The sequence below is a fragment of the Ensifer sp. BR816 genome, from assembly GCF_000378985.1.
Classification (GTDB): domain Bacteria; phylum Pseudomonadota; class Alphaproteobacteria; order Rhizobiales; family Rhizobiaceae; genus Sinorhizobium.
Genome location: NZ_KB905371.1, coordinates 160,536 through 180,814 on the forward strand (window position 1 = coordinate 160,536; position 20,279 = coordinate 180,814).

The 20,279-nt window shown below is 57.6% G+C and carries 15 protein-coding genes, 1 pseudogene and 1 riboswitch; of the genes and pseudogenes, 14 read left to right on the top strand and 2 right to left on the bottom strand.

Annotated features, from left to right (window positions below):
• Positions 1 to 280: 280 nt before the first annotated feature.
• Positions 281 to 488: riboswitch (cobalamin riboswitch) on the top strand.
• Between the two features lie 98 nt (positions 489 to 586).
• Positions 587 to 2,902: a 5-methyltetrahydropteroyltriglutamate--homocysteine S-methyltransferase gene (gene metE / locus RHIBR816_RS0130395; RefSeq protein ID WP_018240362.1), complete on the top strand. Its 2,316-nt coding sequence runs from the start codon at positions 587 to 589 to the stop codon at positions 2,900 to 2,902.
• Between the two features lie 1,180 nt (positions 2,903 to 4,082).
• Here metE and RHIBR816_RS0130400 read toward each other — a convergent pair.
• Complete coding sequence (locus RHIBR816_RS0130400) at positions 4,083 to 5,477, bottom strand: IS5 family transposase (protein WP_018240364.1); 1,395 nt, start codon at positions 5,475 to 5,477, stop codon at positions 4,083 to 4,085.
• A gap of 727 nt (positions 5,478 to 6,204) precedes the next feature.
• On the opposite strand from RHIBR816_RS0130400, the gene RHIBR816_RS0130405 reads away from it, so the two are divergent.
• The 12 genes from RHIBR816_RS0130405 to RHIBR816_RS36655 all read left to right on the top strand — a co-directional run bounded on the left by RHIBR816_RS0130405 (position 6,205) and on the right by RHIBR816_RS36655 (position 19,031).
• A complete protein-coding gene (locus RHIBR816_RS0130405) occupies positions 6,205 to 7,707 on the top strand; it encodes an amidohydrolase (protein ID WP_018240365.1) in 1,503 nt (500 codons plus the stop codon).
• 265 nt (positions 7,708 to 7,972) lie between these two features.
• Positions 7,973 to 9,295, top strand: a complete 1,323-nt coding sequence (locus RHIBR816_RS0130410) for a CapA family protein (RefSeq protein WP_018240366.1) — start codon at positions 7,973 to 7,975, stop codon at positions 9,293 to 9,295.
• Positions 9,296 to 9,375: 80 nt separating this feature from the next.
• Complete coding sequence (locus RHIBR816_RS0130415) at positions 9,376 to 10,935, top strand: ABC transporter substrate-binding protein (protein WP_018240367.1); 1,560 nt, start codon at positions 9,376 to 9,378, stop codon at positions 10,933 to 10,935.
• An 85-nt stretch (positions 10,936 to 11,020) separates the two neighbouring features.
• On the top strand, positions 11,021 to 11,980 hold the full coding sequence (locus RHIBR816_RS0130420) for an ABC transporter permease (protein ID WP_018240368.1): 960 nt from the start codon (positions 11,021 to 11,023) through the stop codon (positions 11,978 to 11,980).
• Between the two features lie 9 nt (positions 11,981 to 11,989).
• Positions 11,990 to 12,922, top strand: coding sequence for an ABC transporter permease (locus RHIBR816_RS0130425; protein ID WP_018240369.1), 933 nt, complete (start codon positions 11,990 to 11,992; stop codon positions 12,920 to 12,922).
• A 2-nt stretch (positions 12,923 to 12,924) separates the two neighbouring features.
• Positions 12,925 to 14,556 (top strand): ABC transporter ATP-binding protein, encoded by a 1,632-nt coding sequence (locus RHIBR816_RS0130430; protein WP_018240370.1) that lies wholly within the window; start codon positions 12,925 to 12,927, stop codon positions 14,554 to 14,556.
• Positions 14,553 to 15,305, top strand: a complete 753-nt coding sequence (locus RHIBR816_RS34775) for an MFS transporter (RefSeq protein WP_084811356.1) — start codon at positions 14,553 to 14,555, stop codon at positions 15,303 to 15,305. Before RHIBR816_RS0130430 ends, RHIBR816_RS34775 begins: the two co-directional genes overlap by 4 nt.
• A gap of 217 nt (positions 15,306 to 15,522) precedes the next feature.
• Positions 15,523 to 16,107 (top strand): UPF0262 family protein, encoded by a 585-nt coding sequence (locus RHIBR816_RS0130440; protein WP_018240372.1) that lies wholly within the window; start codon positions 15,523 to 15,525, stop codon positions 16,105 to 16,107.
• A complete protein-coding gene (locus RHIBR816_RS0130445) occupies positions 16,104 to 16,646 on the top strand; it encodes a UPF0262 family protein (RefSeq protein WP_018240373.1) in 543 nt (180 codons plus the stop codon). Before RHIBR816_RS0130440 ends, RHIBR816_RS0130445 begins: the two co-directional genes overlap by 4 nt.
• 19 nt (positions 16,647 to 16,665) lie before the next feature.
• A complete protein-coding gene (locus RHIBR816_RS38675; RefSeq protein WP_245262774.1) occupies positions 16,666 to 17,376 on the top strand; it encodes a hypothetical protein in 711 nt (236 codons plus the stop codon).
• Between the two features lie 47 nt (positions 17,377 to 17,423).
• Positions 17,424 to 17,849, top strand: coding sequence for a helix-turn-helix domain-containing protein (locus RHIBR816_RS38680; protein ID WP_245262775.1), 426 nt, complete (start codon positions 17,424 to 17,426; stop codon positions 17,847 to 17,849).
• Between the two features lie 121 nt (positions 17,850 to 17,970).
• A protein-coding gene (locus RHIBR816_RS36655) for an IS630 family transposase (protein WP_085929586.1) occupies positions 17,971 to 19,031 on the top strand; the annotation gives its coding sequence in 2 pieces (ribosomal slippage) (positions 17,971 to 18,463 and positions 18,463 to 19,031; 1,062 coding nt in all).
• Positions 19,032 to 19,250: 219 nt separating this feature from the next.
• On the opposite strand, the pseudogene RHIBR816_RS34785 reads toward RHIBR816_RS36655, so the two are convergent.
• Positions 19,251 to 19,880 (bottom strand): annotated as a pseudogene (locus RHIBR816_RS34785) (ISNCY family transposase); the annotation flags it as partial.
• 44 nt (positions 19,881 to 19,924) lie between these two features.
• Between RHIBR816_RS34785 and RHIBR816_RS36660 the strand changes: the two are divergent.
• Positions 19,925 to 20,188, top strand: a complete 264-nt coding sequence (locus tag RHIBR816_RS36660) for a DUF5372 family protein (protein WP_198294204.1) — start codon at positions 19,925 to 19,927, stop codon at positions 20,186 to 20,188.
• Positions 20,189 to 20,279 lie beyond the last annotated feature (91 nt).

The window sequence follows — 20,279 nt, forward strand, 5'->3', positions numbered from 1 at the left end:
TAGGCCGCGGGCCGGAACCTGCGGATCGGCACCTCGGGCGTCGATATACCTCGCCCTGTGACGAGCCGATAGCTATAGGGCCCCCGGTACCGCCGGCTTGCTCAGTTCGCCTTCCTGCAATTGAGCGCGGCCTCAGGCAGTGGAAGGGGGCGCATGTGACAACAGCTTAATCCCGGCAGGTGATGCGTGCGGACTGATCGCGGGTGACATCTGCTCGACGTCGGACCCACGACATATAAAGATATCTTTATATCCATCTTGACGTTGGTCTGATGGTCCGTCATGCTGTCCGTGTCGTGGTTCTGCGGATCGCATGATCCGGAGCTAAGAGGGAATCCGGTTAAGCAGTGAGCCCATGCCGGAGCTGCCCCCGCAACTGTGAGCGGTGAGCTGCAATCCGAGTACGTCACTGAGGAAGACTCCTCGGGAAGACAGGATGCTGCGATGACCCGCAAGCCAGGAGACCTGCCACGATAGATAACGTCCACGGGCGGGGTGTCCCGGTGTGCCGCTTTTGCGACTGGCACACCCATGCCCTTCGTCGATGCGTCAGCCAATGCCTTGCCACAATCTTCGGGGTAAGGAAATGACCATCAAGACTGCAAGTCTCGGATTCCCAAGAATCGGGAGGCATCGCGAGCTCAAGTTCGCTCTCGAATCCTATTGGTCCGGCAAGAGCGACCAAGCCGCATTGTTCGACGTCGCAAGGAAACTGCGCGCCGACAACTGGCGGCTCCAGAAGGAAGAGGGGATTGACATCATCCCCTCCAACGATTTCTCTCTTTACGACCACGTGCTGGATACCGCCGTCATGGTGGGCGCGATCCCGAATGCCTATGGCTGGAAAGGCGGCCCGGTCGATCTCAATACCTATTTCGCGATGGCGCGCGGCAGCCAGGTCGACGGACATGCGGATTGCGGCCACGGCGTCCCGGCTCTCGAAATGACAAAATGGTTCGACACGAACTACCACTACATGGTTCCCGAGGTGTCCGAGGATCAGGACTTCGTGTTGACGTCCGAAGAGCCCGTCGATCATTTCCTCGAGGCGAAAGAACTCGGAATCCACACCCGGCCAGTCATCCTCGGCCCCGTCACCTTTCTGAAGCTCGCCAAGGCACGCGGCGCGACGTTCAAGCCGCTCGACCTGCTATTGAAGCTGCTGCCGGTCTACGAGGAACTGTTGCGTCGCCTTGATGCGGCCGGTGTTGACTGGGTTCAGATCGACGAGCCGATCTCCGTTATCGATCTCACCGAAGGCGAGCGCCACGCGTTTTCGGTCGCCTACAGGGCGTTGGCCAAGGCCGTACCTAATTTGAAAGTGATGCTGGCGGCTTATTTCGGTGGCCTCAGGGACAATCTCGTCGCCATCGCCGCCCAGCCCGTCGCCGGACTGCATCTCGATCTGGTGCGCGCCCCCGACCAACTCGACGAGGTTTTGAAGGTGGCCCGCAAGGATCAGGTCCTGTCGCTCGGTGTTATTGACGGCCGTAATATATGGCGTGCCGATCTGGGATCGATTATCGACCGGCTGGAGCCGGTCGTTGCAACTCGCCAACCTGCAGGCATCGAAGTCAGTTCATCCTGCTCGCTTCTCCATGTTCCGATCGATATAGAGCTTGAAGCTGCTCTCGATGCCGATCTGAAGACATGGCTGGCGTTCGCAACTCAGAAGCTGGGGGAACTTTCCACGCTGAGCCGCGGCCTTGTCGAGGGCAAGGCCGCCGTCTTCGAGAAAGTCCACGCGGCATCCGCGGCGATTGCGGCGCGGGCGTCTTCGCCAAAGATCAACGATCCACTGGTCCAGGGCCGCATCGCCGGGGTGGACGAAGCGATGAAGCGGCGCATGAATCCTTTTGCGGAACGCCGGGCAATTCAAGCGGACGCAATTAGGTTGCCGCTTTTTCCGACAACGACCATCGGCTCCTTCCCCCAGACGTCCGAGGTCCGCACGGCACGCTCAGCCCACGCCAAGGGTGCGCTGAGCTCCACGGATTACGAATCCTTTCTGCGGAAGGAGACGGAGGCGGCAATTCGCTGGCAGGAGGAAATCGGACTCGACGTGCTCGTCCATGGCGAGTTCGAGCGCAACGATATGGTCCAGTATTTCGGGGAGCAGCTCTCGGGTTTCGCTTTCATGCAGCACGCTTGGGTGCAGAGCTACGGCTCGCGATACGTTCGCCCGCCGATCATCTTTGGTGACGTTTCCCGCCCAAATCCGATGACGGTTCGCTGGTGGGGCTATGCTCAATCGCTGACGAACAAGCCCGTCAAAGGCATGCTCACAGGTCCGGTCACGATCCTGAACTGGTCGTTCGTCCGTGACGACATACCGCGTAGCCAGACCGGCCGGCAGATCGCACTGGCGATCCGCGACGAGGTTATGGATCTGGAGAAGGCCGGCGCCAGGATGATCCAGATCGACGAAGCGGCATTTCGCGAAGGGCTTCCGCTTCGGCGCAAGGATCGGAAAACCTATCTCGACTGGGCTATCGAATGCTTCCGCCTTTGCTCGAGCGGTGTGACCGACCGAACTCAGATCCACACGCATATGTGCTATTCTGAGTTCAGCGACATCATCGACGCCATCGCCGCGATGGATGCCGACGTTATATCCATCGAGACCTCACGCTCGAAGATGGAACTTTTAGATGAGTTCCGCAGCTACAAGTATCCGAACGAGATCGGCCCCGGCGTCTATGATATCCATTCCCCACGGGTGCCCGACGTGAAGGAAATAACCGAACTTCTGGCCCGTGCTCGGCAACGCCTGGCCGACAGCCAACTCTGGGTCAATCCCGACTGCGGGCTCAAGACCAGAAAGTGGGAGGAGGTTCGCCCCGCGCTGGTGAACATGGTCGCCGCGGCCAGAGAACTGCGGAATGAGGCCCTGGGAAGGTGAGAGCGAAGCGGCTACCCGCAAGCCGAGGTGCCTGCCTCGATCGAAATCGCTCACAGGGCAGGGGGTTAGGAAGGTGGGGATTGCTGCCCGCGCGCTCTCTGCCCGTGCGAGGTCATCATCCGTAATAAAACAACTGAAGGATTCATTCCCCGCGCTAACCAACTCGGAGGGGCGGGAGAGGTTGTAGGTTCACGACTAACTGCCCTTACGCGTGTAACGGTAGCCTTATCTGTGCGAGCGGGTTCTTGCGTTACTTTCCGAAGTCCTCCCCACATCATCGGTAATGCTTAATTTCGGCGTTAGCCCGAAACAGCCACATCCCGATATTCCTCATTTCTTGTCATTCATCGCCCAGATCGCGCGCTCCGTTTTGTTCGCAAGGGCGCTCGCAACCAAGGCGCGGTTTGCGTTCCAGCATCTGTTTGAGCCAGCATCCACTCGGCGGCCCCTTCTTCCATCTGCCGCTCGACGGTAGCAATCTTTTCGTTACAACCTCGAAGCTAGTCAAGCTGGAGGCGTGCGAGTTCAACGACCAGCAAAGGCAGCGCCGTATCGGGGTCTTCGATCTCACGCTTCAGTTTCCATACAATAGTGAGACCGGCCGGTATGGCGATCCCATATTCCCTGAGGTGGCCGCGCAATGCATTGACGGCTGGTTGCGCTGGTGGACCAGGAGATCGCGGGTTTTAAACACCATGCCCGTGATTGCTGCTCAGCGGTTTTCACCGGCACGAAGCGCATGGTCGGTCGGACCGCAGGCTCGCTGATTGCCTCAGCATCGGCCGCGTCGTTCTTAGGCCTTTTGACAAAACGGCTTCACGTAGATCGCTGGGATGAGTCGAACCTCGTGGCCCCTGGCACCTATCTCTCGCCCCAATAATGTGATGGAGCACAAGCCTCCATCGCCACGATCGTTGGCGGATGGCTCGCAAGAAACGTGCGCAACTGACCTCGCGTCAGCTTCTTCCGGAACAGCGGTCTGCCGGTAGCGTCTGCACCATGCAGTTGGAACACGGATTTAGCCAAGTCTATCCCGATTACAGCGGCGCTCTCCATGAATAGCTCCCATATAAACGTTGAACCTAGCTAAGCCCTAGCTGCTAACCCGCAGCCTTGTCCGCGATCACACATCGACTTCTTCCGGAAGCAATGTCTGCAGTCGATCGTGAAGAACTCGCTTTCAGGCAGTTTGCTGCGGCGTTGGTCGGCTCTGGAACGTGAGGAGTAGTGCGGCTAACAGACACAAAAGTTGCCTGAACCATCGCAGCAGGAGGGAGAAGTTGTATCCGGCGGCGGCCAGAACGGCATTGATGGCATCCCCCTGTTCGCCAGCGAGATAATTCCGGTCCATTCTGTGTTCGCTCTTGAGGTGTCCAATGACGGGTTCGACCGCCGATCGTCGTCGCATCTGGCGTTTGATGGCGGGCGTGAGGCGGCGTTTCTGGCCGCTGGTGAAGACCCTCAGCTTGTGACTTTCGGGAGCATTATGGCCGCGGTATCCAGCATCGGCCAGAATGCGCGAGAGCTCGTTGCCGATCATCTTTTCCATATCCGGAATGACGGTCGCGAGCGTGTGGCCGTCCCCCGGGTCCGGCCTATGGCCGGCCCGAGGACAGGCTTCGGGATTGCCGGGCAGCGCCGTCGTGTGCAGCGCGAACTGCCCACCCTTTGAACGGTTCAGTGTTGTGGCCACGGACACCTTCACTCCGAACTCATAGGGCTTGTGCGCCTTGCCTTTACCAATGCACTCGACTTCGTCGGCATGCAGGCTGTAGATCTTGCGGCCACGCTGACGTTGCCGCTGCGCGATGACCGTTTTTGCCTGATAGAGCGACCATTTGAAGATCGCGTCGAGTTGTTCGTCGCCGGCGATCTGACGCTCGATGTCGCGAACGGTCCGGCCGAGATAGGTCTTCAACTTGCGCAGCGCCTTGCCGGCCCGTTTGAATTGCTTCGCATGAGCGTAGCGCTGGTGTTGGATCAGCGCGAATTTACCGACCCGAATATAGGTCTGGCGCAGATCGAGCCCCATTTTCTTCGCCAGCCGCACCAGCCGTTCGCGCGCCCGGTGAATAAGCTTGGCATCCGTCGGGAACATGACGTTCTTCGGTTGAACGGTCGTGTCCACGATCACCTGCCGCGTATCCTGCGGCTTCATCGCGCCTGTCTTGACTGCCACGGCCAGGCTCTCCTGCAAGAGCGCGCCGATCCGTTCCTCGCCCATGCGCTGCCGCCAGCGCGTCATCGAGGAGCGCTCGAACGATAGTTCGTGCCGAAAGAACTCCTCGCCGCACAGGTACTGAAAATAGGGGTTCTCCACCCAGCGCTCGCACAGCGCCTCGTCCGACAGGTTGAACGTGTGCTTAAGAATGGCCAGCCCCGCCATCAGCCGCGTCGGCAATGGCGGCATGCCCGCTCCGTCCGAATAGACCGTCCCAAAGCGGGCTTCCAACACAGGCCAGTCGATAGCCTGCGCCAGACGCACCAGTTCGTGCTTCATATTGATGATCTGGTCGAGCCGGGATCGGAATAAATCCTGTTCACCCGTTTGCCGCCGTTCGCGTGGTTTACCCATTCATGGCTCTCCGATTCACCGCGATAAACCCAGTGAATCACGCTTCGCCAACCAGGGAAACCTCAAACTGATTTTGCAAGGAAACAGCCCGTTCGGCGGCTGTTTCCGGCAATTAGAAGATCTGCAGATCCCTCGATTCTTACGTCAAATCAGCGGCTTCCGAGTTCTTCACGGCCAACTCTGCACTGCACGCCCTAAGCAGGCAAGCCAGCGCCTGCGTGCCATTGTCCAATGCCGCCGCCCTCGTAAATCCGTTTTACCCCATAGGGAGCTGCTACTGGTTTTGCGCGGCAGGTCGTGGCTGCGTTCGCGCGTGCTCGGACGAGGTCACTGAGGCCTCACGGACTACCTGCGCCCATCGCTATTCCGTCCGGCGAGGTGGATACTTTCTGCGCATTAACTTAAATGCAATTATTGCGTTTATCGACTGACGTGCCGAGGTGCAGGACTAATTGATCCTTTCAGATGCGCGGCTTGAACGGCGATTTCGGGCATGATTTCCAACTGCCGAAGGCTGACCCTTTGAATATGGTCATGACCCCTAGTTATCCGGCCCACTATTAATTCTCATTTGAAATTCGATCAGTCGCTGTCTTACAATTCCTCCACCATCGAAGCGACGGCGTCGGATCGCGTGGGTTAGAGCCCAACTGGGCATTCAGAAGCGATGTCGCGATCTACGCCTGCCTAGCGGCATGCAGCGCGCATTCGATTTCTCGGAGGATAGATGCGGAGTAACTGGCAGGGTCTAATTCCTGCAAAGGCCGTGCATCGATGTCCATTCAAAAGTGCAAAGGGAGTTAAGTTCGTGATCGAAGCTGTCAGCGCTCACGTCGATGCCAAGAAGGACAAATTCATAGCGCTTTCCGACCAAATATGGGATCTCGCTGAAATCCGTTTTCAGGAATACCGATCATCGAAGGCGCAGATGCAGGCGCTCGAGGGGGAAGGCTTTCGCATCACGCCGAATATTGGGGAGCTTCCAACCGCGTTCGTGGCCGAGTACGGCTCCGGCTCCCCAGTTATTGCCATCCTCGGAGAATATGACGCGCTTGCGGGTCTAAGCCAGGTTGCGGGTGCGACCGAGATGCAGCCGATCGATCCGACAAAGGAAGGCCACGGCTGTGGCCACCACCTACTTGGCACCGCCGGTGTGATGGCCGCGGTTGCAGTAAAGGATCACCTGAAGGAAAATGGCGCGTGCGGCACGATCCGCTACTACGGCTGCCCGGCTGAGGAAGGTGGCTCCGGAAAGACTTTTATGGCGCGTGCAGGCGCATTCGAAGAAGTCGATGCCGCTCTTTGCTGGCACCCAAGCTCATTTAATGGCGTGAATGTCTCCGACACGCTTGCCAATCTGCAAGTCTATTTTCATTTCACAGGCAAAGCGAGCCATGCTGCCGTCTCGCCGCACCACGGCCGCAGCGCTCTGGACGCCGTTGAACTGATGAATGTCGGCGCTAACTACATGCGCGAGCACATGCCCCCGACCGCCCGCGTGCACTACGCAATTACGAACACAGGCGGGATCTCGCCGAACGTAGTCCAGGCCGAAGCTTCAGTGCTATATCTCGTGCGCTCACCGGACATACAGGGTGTCAGATGCATTTTCGAGCGTGTTAAGAAGATTGCCGAGGGCGCCGCGCTGATGACCGAGACGACGGTCAAATGTGAAATAGACCGGGCAACTTCGTCCATACTTCCAAACACGGTACTAGATCGGGCAGTCCAACAGAATCTCGAAGCCGCCCGTGGCCCGAACTTCGATGCTTCGGACTTCGCCTTTAGTGAACGCATCCGGAAAACGTTTTCAAAAGAGGAAATTGCGGATTCCTTCCTGCAGCTCGGACTCGATGTAGATCCGGCGAAAGTCATGCACACAGACGTAATGCCGTTTAGCAACCAACGTCAGCTAGACCTGGGCTCGACCGATGTCGCTGATGTAAGTCGCGTTGTTCCGACAACGCAGTTCTGGGGAGCCTGCTATGCCATTGGCACGGCTTTCCACAGTTGGCAGATGGTCGCTCAGGGCAAACTTCCTGCTGCCCACAAGGGGATGACGTATGCGGCAAAGGTCCTAGCCGCAACAGCACTCGACCTTTTGAACGATCGATCGCTGCTCGAAGCCGCCAAGGCTGAGTACCGGTCCCGAATGAACGGCAACCCCTACGAATGCCCTATACCCGCGGAAGTCCTGCCGCCTGTGTTGCGCAACGGGGGCCGAACGTGACCGCTTTAAGAACGTCCCCAGTGAAATTAAGCGCCCTTTCCGACCGACCGATCGCGGTGAGGGCAGAGACGCCTAGACCTGCTTTCGAACAGAACACCGGACTTTTCAGTTTTCTTCTCGGGCAACCGGCAGATCCAATTCACAAAAGCAGAGATCGCAGTGGGAGGAAAAGTGGCGGAGGCCGGAACGGGAGTCCGAAGGCTACCGCGATTGATCAACCAACCACAACGACAACTCATCCTCTGGGCAAGGCAGAAATACACGCATGGCAACGTTAGCTCTGACTGGTGACAGCATCATCCAAAGGCGACTTCTCAGCGATAGGGATAACGATGTAAGACCGCTATTCGACATAATTCGCCAAGCCGACGCCGCATTCACAAATCTCGAAGTACTACCCAATGATTTTCGAGGAGATCCCGCACTCGACAGCGGAGGATCTCACTTCGGCGCGCCATCCTGGATTCTCGATGAGCTAGTAGAATTGGGTTTTGATCTATTCGCGACCGCGACAAATCATAGTTTGGATTACAGCATTTCAGGGCTGGAGTATGTCCTGGATCAACTCGACCGTCGTCAACTGTGTCACGCGGGGTGCGGCCGAGACCTGGAGCAAGCAAGGCAGGTCTCCTATTTTACCACGCCATCTGCAACATTCGGTATGGTAGCCTGTGCCTCTACGTTTGCTAGAGGACAGCAGGCTGCCAGGCGGACGCGTGCGATGCAAGGGAGGCCAGGTCTGAACCCTCTTCGCGTCGAGAACGTGTACGAGATCCTGCCTGAACAGCTAGAGCATATTAAGAAAATATCCCTCGACTTAGGGATCGAGCAACTGCGCCGCCTCGACATCGATCTCGGCTTCGGTTTCGATTGCGCAGCAGATATTTTTCCATTCAACGGCATGAGTTTTCGGGCAAGTGACTGCCCCAAGCACCGACAAACTCCGAACAAGCAAGATCTCCAAGAAATCCTGCGCTGGGTCGAAGAGGCCCGACGGATGTCGGACATAGTTGTGGTGAGCATACATGCACACGAGCAGGGCGAAAAGGAAGAGGATCCTGCCGAGTTCATAAGAGAGTTCGCCTATGCGTCCATCGACGCTGGCGCGGATGTTTTCGTGGGGCATGGTCCTCACATTCTGCGAGGACTCGAAATTTATAAGATGAAGCCAATCTTCTATAGCTTGGGAAATTTCATTGGACAGAATGAGCTAGTACAGCGCCTGCCAGCGGATTCATATGACCTCTTTCGGGTAGAGGAAAGTCATACACCGGGCGCCCTTTACCAGAAACGTACTGATAATGACCGCATCGGCTTCCCCGCTTATCCAAGATATTGGGAGACTGTGTTACCGATCTGCGAGTTCGAAGGTCGCGATCTCGTCTCGCTGATCATACACCCGGTGTCGCTGGGGCTGGGCGAAGCTCGTCATCGTCGAGGAAGGCCGCGGCTTGCTACAGGCGAGGCCGCATCTGCCATCCTTGAACACTTCTCGGCACTCTCCCAGCCGTTTGGAACCAAGCTGGAATTGAACTCCAATATCTGTCGTCTGGTCATGAGCGCACCTGAACTTAGGGCGGCGGGGTAAGGCGACGCCAAAGGAATCGTGAAGCAGCTCACTTCCCAAACCAAAACAATACAAACAAACCTAAACAGAGAGGAACTACAATGGCATTTACATTCACACGACGTAGCTTGCTCGGCGCAACGTTCTTGGCACTCTCCGCAGCTTCACTGACGTTTTCTAACACTTCTTTCGCCGAAGAGAACAACACTCTGATAGTGGCCTTTGGTGCGCAACCGCCAAGTCTCGACCCCCATGTAACCACCACTAGTACAACGAACGTTCTCGCTCGCAACATATTCGAAACGCTAGTTACGCTCGATGCGAATATGAAAGTCCAGCCCGGACTTGCTCAGAGCTGGCGCGTTAGCGAAGATGGCCGAACATATCGCTTCACCTTGCGGCCCGGAATCAGATTCCACGATGGTGAACCGTTAACATCCAAGGACGTCGTCGCATCGCTCAAACGATGGCAGGCTTACTCCCTTACAGGAAAAAGCGTCTTCGAGGGCGCCAATTGGACTGCTGAGGGAGCAGATACTATTGTGCTCAACCTTCCAGTCCCGCGATTCAATGCGTTGGAAGCGCTAGCACCCGCCTACACGCAGGATCCTGTGATAATGCCAAGTGTGATAGCTGAAGCAGCAACAGACAAGCCAGTGAGCCAATTAATCGGAACAGGGCCTTTCCGATTAATTAGTTGGGAGCCAGATCGCGCGCTCGAACTGGAGCGCTATGCTGATTATACTCCCTTCAACGGCACACAGAGTGGCACGGCGGGGGACCGCACACCGGCGTTCGCCAAGCTGAGAATTGAATTCGTGCCCGATGAATCCACGCGGACGTTCGGCTTATCCAGCGGCGAGTACGATATCGCCACGCCGCTCGCATACGATAGTATATCGGAGCTTCGTTCAAATGGCGAGCTCAACCTTGGCTCGGCATCAAGCGCGATGCTCAATCTCGGGTTCAATTATGGCAAGCCAAGCATTTTTCAAGACAAACGAGCCCGCGAGGCAATCAACCTGGGGCTTGAGCGGAAATCTATTCTGACGGCAGCAGCGGTAGATCCACAATTCTTTCGGCTGAACAATCACTTGATGTTGCTGGCTCAGAAACAATGGGCAACGGATGCGGGCGATACCGATTTCAATCCCGCCGATGTGAAGAAGGCCAAGAATCTGCTTCTGGAGGCGGGCTACGAAGGCAAAGAACTGGTACTTATCACTTCGCGTGATTTTGCGGAGATGTACAATGCTGCCATCGTTGTACAGCAACAGCTGCAGACGTTAGGCTTGAAGGTCAAACTAGAAAGTTACGATTGGTCAACCTATGTCAAGGTTCGTGCTGACAAGCAGGCATGGGACATGGTCATTTTGGGAGCATCCCCCAAACCCGCGCCAACGCAGCTAATCTTCCTAAACAAGGATTTTCCCGGGGGACCGCAAGACGGAAAGCTGGAGGAAATTCTTGCCGATTTCCGCAAAGCAGGCACGATAGAGCAAGCGAAGGAACTCTATCGGAAGTTGGAAGAATGGAATCAAACTTTTATTCCATCGGTAAGAATCGGCGAGGTCGATTATCCCTTCGCGACGTCGAAACGGGTTCAGGCGATTCAAGTTCAATACGACCTGATCTTCTGGACTGCGCGCCTGAGCGACTGACCCGAAAGGGCTGTTCATGTCGCCTTAGTTTAAGGATGCCGTCATCAGACATTTGGCGGCATCTCCCGAATTCGGAGTAGACGTTATGTTCACGTACACACTTCGCAGGGCGGGTGCGCTTATTCCCGTCTTGCTTGTTGTTTCAATCGTTGTTTTCTCTCTCGGTTGGTTAGCGCCAGGAGATCCGGCGCGGATCGTGCTTGGGCCGGAGGCGCTGGAAGCAGATATCCAAAAGCTTCGCGACAGCATGGGACTGAATGAGACCCTTTGGTATCGCTACCTTGACTGGATCTCAGATGCGCTCCGCGGCGACTTGGGAACATCCTATTTTCTGAACATGCCTGTGAGTACTGCCATTGGACAGCATTTTGGGCCGACAGTGCAACTTGCCGTCCTGACCATTATTTACGCCCTTGTGATCTCCGTCCCATTGGGAACGCTGGCCGCCCGTTGGCGCGGTTCGGGCTTCGATCAGGGGATCGCAGGTTTTACGCTTATCGGTCTAACTTTTCCCAGCTTTGTGCTCAGCCTCATTCTGGTGATCGTTTTTTCTGTCTGGCTCCGGTGTTTGCCGGTGGCAGGTTACCGCGATCTGTTTAGCGATCCTTTCAATGGGCTCCGTTATCTAATTCTTCCGGCACTCTCACTGGGAACGATCTATGCAGCGCTTATCACCCGCACAGTCCGTGCTTCGGTGCTGGATGTATTGAAATCAGAGTACGTGGATGCCGCCCGCTCTCGCGGAGTGAGCGAGAATCGATTGCTCTTCGCCCACGCGTTGCGCAATGCGGGCTTGCCAATCATCACTATGATCGGTTTGAGCTTCGCATCGTTATTGAGTGGTGCAGTCGTAGCAGAGTCGATCTTCAATATACCTGGGATCGGCTCGCTGCTGGTCAATGCCATAGAGCGCCGGGACTACCCGGTGTTGCAAGGCGTTGTCCTGTTCTTGACCCTCATCTATCTCGGTCTCAACCTTTTGGTGGATCTGCTCTACGGCATCATCGACCCAAGGGTGCGACTCACAGGTACAGTTGCGAAGTGAAACACAGCTATGACCGTATTTACCAATACCATCGTTGGCGGGCGTGGCGGGGCTTTTTCGCGTGCGATGCAAAATCCTCACCTGATTTTCGGCTTTGTTATAATCGGGTGCATCGCGTTAGCTGCGGTAGTGCTCCCTGGTTTGCTAGGCCTTGATTCATTAGCGGTCGATCCTCTGAACCGCCTAAAGCCGCCGTCGGTGGCGCATCCATTGGGAACGGACAATTTCGGACGCGATTTGGCGGCCCGCATCCTGGCCGGCGCTTCGACCTCGCTTAGCCTAGCGACCGCAGTCACGCTGCTTGCCGCGTCGCTCGGCGTTGCGGTTGGTATCGTGGCAAGTTTTTCTCGTCTCCTTGATCATGTCATCATGCGGATATGCGACGGCTTGATGGCCATTCCAGCTTTGTTGCTCGCGCTCGCGCTCACGGCAACCTTCGGCCCGAATTTCAGCAATCTAGTGATCGCGCTCGTAATTGTTTTCGTGCCTGGCATCGCCCGTTTGGTGCGCGCCCGGGCGCTGGCGCTTCGTTCCGAGACGTTCGTCGAGGCCGCCATCGCAGTGGGAGCAAGCAATCTCCACATCATGGTGCGGCACATCTTTCCCAACGTGCTGTCGGTGTTGGCGGTTCAGGTAACTTTCATTTTCGCAGAGACGATCGTAATCGAGGCTGCGCTGAGCTTTCTGGGCGCTGGGGTTCCTCCGCCCGCGCCTAGCTGGGGCAATATTCTCTACGACGGCAAAGCCGCAATCACCAAGGCACCCTATATGGTTCTTTTCGCGAGCACGGCCATAGTGATTACCGTGACCGGACTGACGATGATTGGCGACGGACTGCGTGATTTGGTGGACCCAAGAATGGGCGCTCGCCTCCAACCAGGCATGGCCAGAAGACTCTTTGGCCTTATCCGGCCACGCACCAGCGAAGGAGAGCAACAGTGACTATGCCCCTTAGAATCGAGAACTTGAAGATCTCTTTCGGCCGAGGCGCGGTAGAGGCTGTGCGCGATGTTTCGCTGGAACTGCGACCGGGTGAAATCCTTGCCGTGGTGGGCGAGAGTGGTTCTGGCAAATCACTGACCGCGCGTTCGGTTCTGAAAATGTTCCCCGAAGGCGCGATTGTTGACGGACGGATCAGCCTCACCGGGCAGGACGTGCTTGCAGCGTCTCCGGCCGAGCTTGAGCGACTTCGCGGTGAAGCCGCGGCCATGGTGTTTCAGGAGCCCTCGACGGCCCTCAATCCGGTATTCACCATTGGCTGGCAGATTGGCGAAGGGCTGAAGGCGCACGGAATGCGTGATCGGCGGGAACGCCGCACCCGGGTGATCGAGCTCCTGCGCGATGTGGGAATTCCCGATCCCGAGACAAGGGTGGATTACTATCCGCATCAGTTGTCTGGTGGTCAGAAACAGCGTGTTGTCATAGCAATGGCGCTAGCGCTTCGACCGGCGGTCATCATCGCCGATGAGCCGACGACCGCTCTCGATGTGACCGTCCAGGCGGGGATTCTTGACCTACTGCGGCGTTGTCGGGACGAGTTGGGAAGTTCGATCCTGATCATCACCCACAACCTGGGCGTCGTAGCAGACCTAGCGGACCGGGTCGTGGTAATGTACCAGGGTCAGATCGTCGAAGAAGCCTCGAGCACTGTGCTCTTTTCGTCGCCAAAAGCAGACTATACTCGAAGACTGTTGGCCGCGGTGCCTCGTTTGGGGGAGGGCACGGCGAAAGAGGATAACACTAGCCGGAAACAGCTGGTCCTTGAGGCTGATCGGTTGGAGATTACCTTTCCGGGCCGCTTCGGTAAAACGCCGGTGCCCGCGGTTAGGGGAGTGAGTTTCGACATTGCAGCCGGCGAAGTCTTGGGCCTTGTCGGTGAAAGCGGATCGGGCAAGAGCACGATCGGTCGTGCCGTCGTTGGGATCTCGCCAGTGACTGGCGGCGCGATGAAGCTTTTTGGAACTGATCTGCGCCATGTCAAAGGCGATAGACTGCGCCAACTGCGCCGACGCGTGGGATTTGTCTTTCAGGATCCGGCTTCTTCCTTCAATCGCTTTATGACGGTCTTCGACTGTATCGCCGAGCCGCTACGAGTGCATCGCGCTCTGCCTTCGGCGCCAGCACTCAGATCGCGGGTGCTGGAGTTACTTGAGCAGGTGCAATTGCCACGTGATATGGCTGGGCGTTATCCGGGAGAGCTATCAGGCGGCCAGCGGCAGCGCGTCGGTCTCGCTCGGGCGTTGGCGCTTAATCCTGAGTTTATTGTAGCGGACGAACCAACATCGGCGCTGGATGTCTCGATTCAAGCCAAGGTGCTGGAGCTGTTCACGACCTTGCAGAAGGACCTGGGCTTTGCGGCCCTGTTCATTAGCCATGACCTGGCTGTGGTTGAAGAAATCTCACACCGCGTCGGAGTTCTGCGCCATGGCGAGCTTCTGGAGCTCGGATCAGCGCGTGAGGTCATGTCGACCCCGCGTCATGATTATACGCGGCTTCTGATAGATTCGGTTCCTGTGCCTGATCCAGCAGTTCAGGCCAGAAAGCGAGCCGACGTTCACTCGATGTTGTCGCTATGAAGTTCGTCTTCCACGCCAATTGGAATTCACACCGTTCATCGCTGCCTCGCGAGAGAATGCTGACGGTGATCTATGACGGCCTGCGCTTCACGGCCATGTCCTCGGAAATCAAAACGACGATCGCCCGCGGTGCGCTCTTTGGGCTGGCAAGCACCTCCGTGCTGGCGCTGTTGTCACTGATTGCGCGCGATCACCTGGACACCAATGCCCTCGGATTTGGCATTCTGATGGGCGGCTTCGGAGCAGGGGCCTTCATCGGCGGACTTTCGAATCCATGGTTCAGGCGCATGATCACACAGGAGCGCCTGATTGTGCTTGCCTGCTTCGGACTCGCTGCATGTCCGTTCGTGCTTGCCTCGAGTTCGTCCCTTGCCATTGCGGCGGTCTCGCTCGCCGTTGGCGGCGTAGGCTGGGTGACTGCATGGTCAGGATTTGATGTATACGTTCAGTTCGCAAGCCCACGCTGGATCATGGGGCGGACGATCTCCATCGATAACGAGTTGACCAACGGCGGCATTGCGGCTGGCAGCTGGATTTGCGGAACGGTCGCCCAAGATCACTCGCTGATGCTGGCGCTCACCTTGCTCGACCGTCGCCATCCCGACTGTAGCAGCACTGGGTTCAAGCTGCCGACCAGCAATCGCTCGGTATCCGAGCTCGAGCCCTCCGGCAACTACTGTGCGCCAGCCATCGCCCTTGATCTGAAACCGAGAAGTGGGCCGATCCTTGTTACCACAGCGTCGTTATAACAAGACGCTGCGAGTCATCTCATCAGCGCAAGTTCGGAAACATACCGGACGAACGTGCTCAGAAGGATGTTGAAACCATGCGCACACAGCTACTCAGTCTTGACGCCGTTCGACGAAATCAGAACGAAGCGCCGCCATCGGGCATGGCGAAGCTCTACACTGGCCGCGGAATAGGCATCCCCATGTACATTGAGTCCTTGCGACCGGAGCAACGTCGATGACCGCCACCATGTCCCGGCTTTATGACGTGTCGCTTTGTGGCTCTTTGAGGGCCCGCAACTCGCACCTAGAGCGCGAACAAGCGATCGCCGTCGACGACTTGTTGGAATACAACACCTTTGTTCCCGTCGGTCATGAGGGCGGCCCCTATCGTCTCAGTCTTGCATTGGCAGATGCATGCCTGGCGCTGCATGTCACAAAGGACCAAGGCGCGCATGTGGTGAGGCACTACGTGTCGCTCACTTCCTTCCATCGGCTGTTCAAGGACTACTTCCTGATCTGCAAAAGCCATAATTTTGCCTTGATACGCCCGGACCCGCAAAGGCTCGAAGCAATCGACATGCGCCGTCGAGCAGTTCATGACGACGCCTCGGAACTGCTTCGAGAGCGGCTCGCACCGAAGGTGACTGTTGACAAAAATACCGCTCGGCGGCCGTTCACATTGATCTATGCGCTCTTTGCAGAACGCCACTCGGAATCGATTCCAGAAGCGCCACGACCCAGTCTGAGGAAGCTCTGCGCCGGTGCCGGAATGGGCACCGCCATCTGCATTGAAGCGTGGCGAGCGGAGCAACGTCGATGACCGCCGCCGGGTACCGCCTGTGCCATGTGACGCTTGACGGCTTCAGCAGCCGCAACGCGTACATCGAGCGGGAACGCGCCATAGCCGTCCATAACCTGCTGGAGAAAAACACGTTCATTCCCGTCGGCCGTGACGGCGGGCCCTATCGTCTCAGGCTTGCACTGGCGGAGGGACGCCTGGCGCTGCATATTGCCACAGAAAAGGGAGCGCATATCATGAGCCATTATCTTTCGCTCGCTCCCCTCCGCCGGCTGCTCAAGGACTACATCCTGACCTGCGAGAGCTTCTACGACGCGATGGCGGTTGCGAGCGTCGCCAAGTTCGAAGCCATCGACATGGGTCGCCGCGCCATTCACAACGACGCCGCCGAGTTGCTGAGGGAGCGGCTCGCACCGAAGGTGACCGTCGACAGCGATACAGCTCGACGACTGTTCACGCTGATCTACGTGCTGCTTATGCGAAGACCGCCGATCGCACTCTCCAAAGATGAAAACGAAAGCGTAGCACCGCGCCATCAACTCGGACCAGTCGCGGTTTGATCCCCAGGGAGCATAGCGGATGAGCGTGCTCAGAAGTATTAGCTTCCAAGCCAGTTCGCGTGATGCGATCCTGCGCAATCTTGATGCCGTCGAACCGAATTGGCGGTGGACGATTACCGCCCATCCGGATGAGGATTGTTCGCTCAGGTTCAGTCGGCAATATCTACACACAAGCTCGATAGTAACCGGCGAACATTCCGTCGCTATCGGCGCCCTTGCCAGACGCAATACGGCGCACGTCAGCATCTACTTTGTGCTGGCCGGCAGACCGGAAATCGGCGATCGCACAGCACGCAAGCTTCTGTCCATCCCCGCTAATCACACTGCAAGCGCCTGCGAAACTTCAGGAAAACGACTGGCTATCGAAGCTCGCAGTTCGTGGTTGGCGTTCCACATTCCCGAGCCTACGCTGCGGCGACACTTTGAGGACCTGACCGGTAAGACGTATGTCCAGAAGTTCGTGCTGCCGCCGACCAAATTTTGCGAAGGCGATGGGCGGGGCGTATATCAAACCCTCCGAGAGGCAGAAGAAGATCTGACCTCCGCGTCTCCCGAAGAAAGACCGATGCTGGCAAAAGCTTACCAACAATTGGTGCTGGCGAAGCTGTTTGCGAAGACGCCGCACAACCTTGCCGAGGCATTCGGGCGCGGAACTCTGTCGGATGCGCCACGGCAACTCCTCAAGGCCGAGGCGTTCATGCGGGAGAACTTGTCCAAACCGATAAGATAGCTGATCTCGCCGGCGCTGCAGGCTGCAGCCCGCGGGCGTTGCAGAGGATGTTCCGCACCTATCGCGGCGACTCGCCCATGGGCGTCCTCTGTAGCTATAGGCTGGCTACTGCGCACGGTGCGATCAAGGCCGGCCGAACGGCGGGTAGTACCGACTTGGCGATGAGCCTTCAGTTTTCCAATCCCAGCCGTTTCTCGGTTCTCTACAAAAGCGCCTACGGCTGCAGTCCCTCGTCCGCCCTGCGTTCGCACGCGATGAGGGTACGATGGAGGATGCTGAAAACGACGATTCCCGACGGCAACGTCATACGACCGCGTTCTGGCGACCTTTACGAGCGGCTGCGATCCCGCTATTGCCCACCCCACCCCCCTACTGCATTCGAAAATGTGGCGGCCAGGTTGAAATGTCCGCCATTGCGCAAAGTAGATGGGGTGGTTGCCGCCCTCTCCAGACGGCATCGCAATGTGCCATGATTGGTGGTGTGTTTGGTCCACCGAGACGAGAGGTGTCATACCAACGAGCATTGACGCCGACTCGTGATGGGATTCCCAAATCAGTGGATTTCTGACTCATTATGCCAAACGGAGGTTTGGCATGGCGAAGGCGATATCGTTGCGGGCAGATTATGACGGAACGGCACTCAGGAGGCTGGCGAAGAAGGCAAAGGATGCCGCCCAGGTCCGGCGGCTGTTGGCGCTGGCTTCGATTTATGATGGCGGCTCCCGGCAGTATGCATCCGCGATCGGCGGGGTGACGGTGCAGATCGTCCGCGATTGGGTCTTGCGCTTCAACGAACGCGGCCCCGACGGATTGATCAACGGAAAAGCACCGGGCGGCCGGGCGAAGCTAAACGACGCGCAACGCCAGGCGCTGGCGAAGATCGTCGAAAGCGGTCCGATCCCTGCCGTGCACGGGGTGGTCCGCTGGCGACGCAAGGACCTCGTGCAGTGGCTCTTCCAGGAGTTTCGGGTCTCTATCGATGAAACGACGGTCGGGCGGGAATTGAAGGCGTTGGGCTTTGCCAAACTTTCGGCCCGTCCACGCCACTATGCGCAGAACGAACTGGAAGGCGAGCTTTTTAAAAAGACTTCCCAGCCGCGCTGGCAGAGATCAGGACGAAATGCCCGCCCGGCACGGATCTCGAAATCTGGTGGGCCGACGAAGCCAGAATAGGGCAAAAGAACAAGATCACGCGCCGCTGGGCACGTCGGGGAACCCGACCGTCGGCACCGCACGACCAACGCACCATGTGGGCCTATATCTTCGGCGCGATCTGTCCGAAGAAGGGCAAGGGGGCCGGCCTCGTCCTTCCTTACTGCGATACCGAGGCGATGCAGGAACACCTTGCCGAAATCAGTAACGCCGTCGATCCCGGAGCACATGCGGTGCTCATTCTCGACCAGGCAGGCTGGCACGTCACGCCGAAGCTGAAGGTGCCGGACAACATCACCTTGATGTTTCTGCCGCCGCGATCGCCGGAATTGAACCCGGTCGAGAACCTCTGGCAGTTCATGAGGGACAACTGGTTGTCGAACCGCGTCTTCAAGGACTACGACGATATCGTCGATCACTGCTGCCGCGCCTGGAACAAGCTCATCGATCAGCCGTGGAAGATAATGTCCATCGGAATGCGCGAATGGGCCCACAGGTCATGATCAGCGCACGTTGGTATCACAGCTATTTAAAGATGAGACAAAGTAATCAACTTAGAAACGCGACATCATTCTATTCCTTAGTACTGCGTTTGCAAGTTGATATATTTACAAAGTACGCAGACGCAAGCCGCCGTCCGGGTGGAGCTGGTCAGGGTTGCGCAACCCGGTCGGCGGCGGATGGCTCCAGCTGCAAGATAAACTTCAGCTTTGACACCCCGATCACTCCGCCGCTTTCAGCTGCGCAAGGGCTTGCTGGCGCCGGGCGATGACCACGGGATCCTTGGTAAAATCCGTCTTCCGGCCAGGCTTCGTGCCGCGCTTCTGGTAGCCATTGCTCTGACTGCCGTCGCGAATGCCGAACATATGGTCCGTCTGGCCGGTGCGGCGCGGCCCGCCCTTGCTGCGCTGCTGTTCTCGTCCGGCCTGCATCTCGGCTACCAGCGCCAGCATGTCATCAAGGCGCTTGTTCTCAACCACCTCGGACCGGTGCACCGAGCGCAGCGTGTCGAAGGTCCTGTAGGGCAGGGAGGTCGCCTCATGGGTGATCTCGAGACGGCCATCGGGATAGTCGCAGACGATGACCTTCTGGCCGGCAAGCGTCCTGGCGAGATCGGTCGGATCGAGGATGAACATCACCTTGTCATAGCGCAGCGTCAGTGCCTGCGACAGCTTGCGGATCTCCTTGCGGCACATGGCGCCATCGAGGTTCTCATGCGCGGCAAACGGCCGATGCATGTCCTTCGGATTGCGCGGTGCCTTGCCGAAGCGACGATTGAAGTCGGCGATGAATTCTGGCGCATAGGGGAGGCGGTCCTGCAGCGTCTGGTTGGCGCGCTCGACGCGCCCCTTCTTTCAAGTCCCGGACTGCAGTTCGTACTGACACTCAAGCGCGCATAGAGTTCGAGGTCACGCACCCGTTCCATCCGTGGCGCGGCCAGCGCTTCGTGCTGTCGACACGCAAACAGAACTGGGGCGAAGACCGCGTCATGTTCTACGACGCTCAGGGACGGTTGCGTTCGCTGCCGGCCTCGTGGACCGATGTCAATGAGGCTGACCTGTTCAGTCAGGTTGCTGCGGGTCGGTCCTTCTCCCGCCCAGACGATCTGTCGGCGCTGGCGTCATTGATTGATCGCATTAAGAGCCGTCATGAAGAGTGAAGAGGCGTCAAGTAAATTACGCCGCGCATGTAAGGCTAATTATGCCGCGAGCGCGATGCGAACGACCATCAATCAGGGGAGTTGCGCCTGT

What these genes read in the sequence shown, in the direction of transcription:
- RHIBR816_RS38680 (WP_245262775.1), top strand. Translation starts at nt 17,424, where the DNA reads ATGTTCCGCACCTATCGCGGCGACTCGCCCATGGGCGTCCTCTGTAGC.
- RHIBR816_RS0130440 (WP_018240372.1), top strand. Translation starts at nt 15,523, where the DNA reads ATGACCGCCACCATGTCCCGGCTTTATGACGTGTCGCTTTGTGGCTCT.
- RHIBR816_RS0130420 (WP_018240368.1), top strand. Translation starts at nt 11,021, where the DNA reads ATGTTCACGTACACACTTCGCAGGGCGGGTGCGCTTATTCCCGTCTTG.
- RHIBR816_RS0130425 (WP_018240369.1), top strand. Translation starts at nt 11,990, where the DNA reads ATGACCGTATTTACCAATACCATCGTTGGCGGGCGTGGCGGGGCTTTT.
- RHIBR816_RS34775 (WP_084811356.1), top strand. Translation starts at nt 14,553, where the DNA reads ATGAAGTTCGTCTTCCACGCCAATTGGAATTCACACCGTTCATCGCTG.
- RHIBR816_RS0130445 (WP_018240373.1), top strand. Translation starts at nt 16,104, where the DNA reads ATGACCGCCGCCGGGTACCGCCTGTGCCATGTGACGCTTGACGGCTTC.
- RHIBR816_RS0130405 (WP_018240365.1), top strand. Translation starts at nt 6,205, where the DNA reads ATGCGGAGTAACTGGCAGGGTCTAATTCCTGCAAAGGCCGTGCATCGA.
- RHIBR816_RS0130415 (WP_018240367.1), top strand. Translation starts at nt 9,376, where the DNA reads ATGGCATTTACATTCACACGACGTAGCTTGCTCGGCGCAACGTTCTTG.
- metE (WP_018240362.1), top strand. Translation starts at nt 587, where the DNA reads ATGACCATCAAGACTGCAAGTCTCGGATTCCCAAGAATCGGGAGGCAT.
- RHIBR816_RS0130410 (WP_018240366.1), top strand. Translation starts at nt 7,973, where the DNA reads ATGGCAACGTTAGCTCTGACTGGTGACAGCATCATCCAAAGGCGACTT.
- RHIBR816_RS0130400 (WP_018240364.1), bottom strand. Translation starts at nt 5,477, where the DNA reads ATGGGTAAACCACGCGAACGGCGGCAAACGGGTGAACAGGATTTATTC.
- RHIBR816_RS0130430 (WP_018240370.1), top strand. Translation starts at nt 12,925, where the DNA reads ATGCCCCTTAGAATCGAGAACTTGAAGATCTCTTTCGGCCGAGGCGCG.
- RHIBR816_RS38675 (WP_245262774.1), top strand. Translation starts at nt 16,666, where the DNA reads ATGAGCGTGCTCAGAAGTATTAGCTTCCAAGCCAGTTCGCGTGATGCG.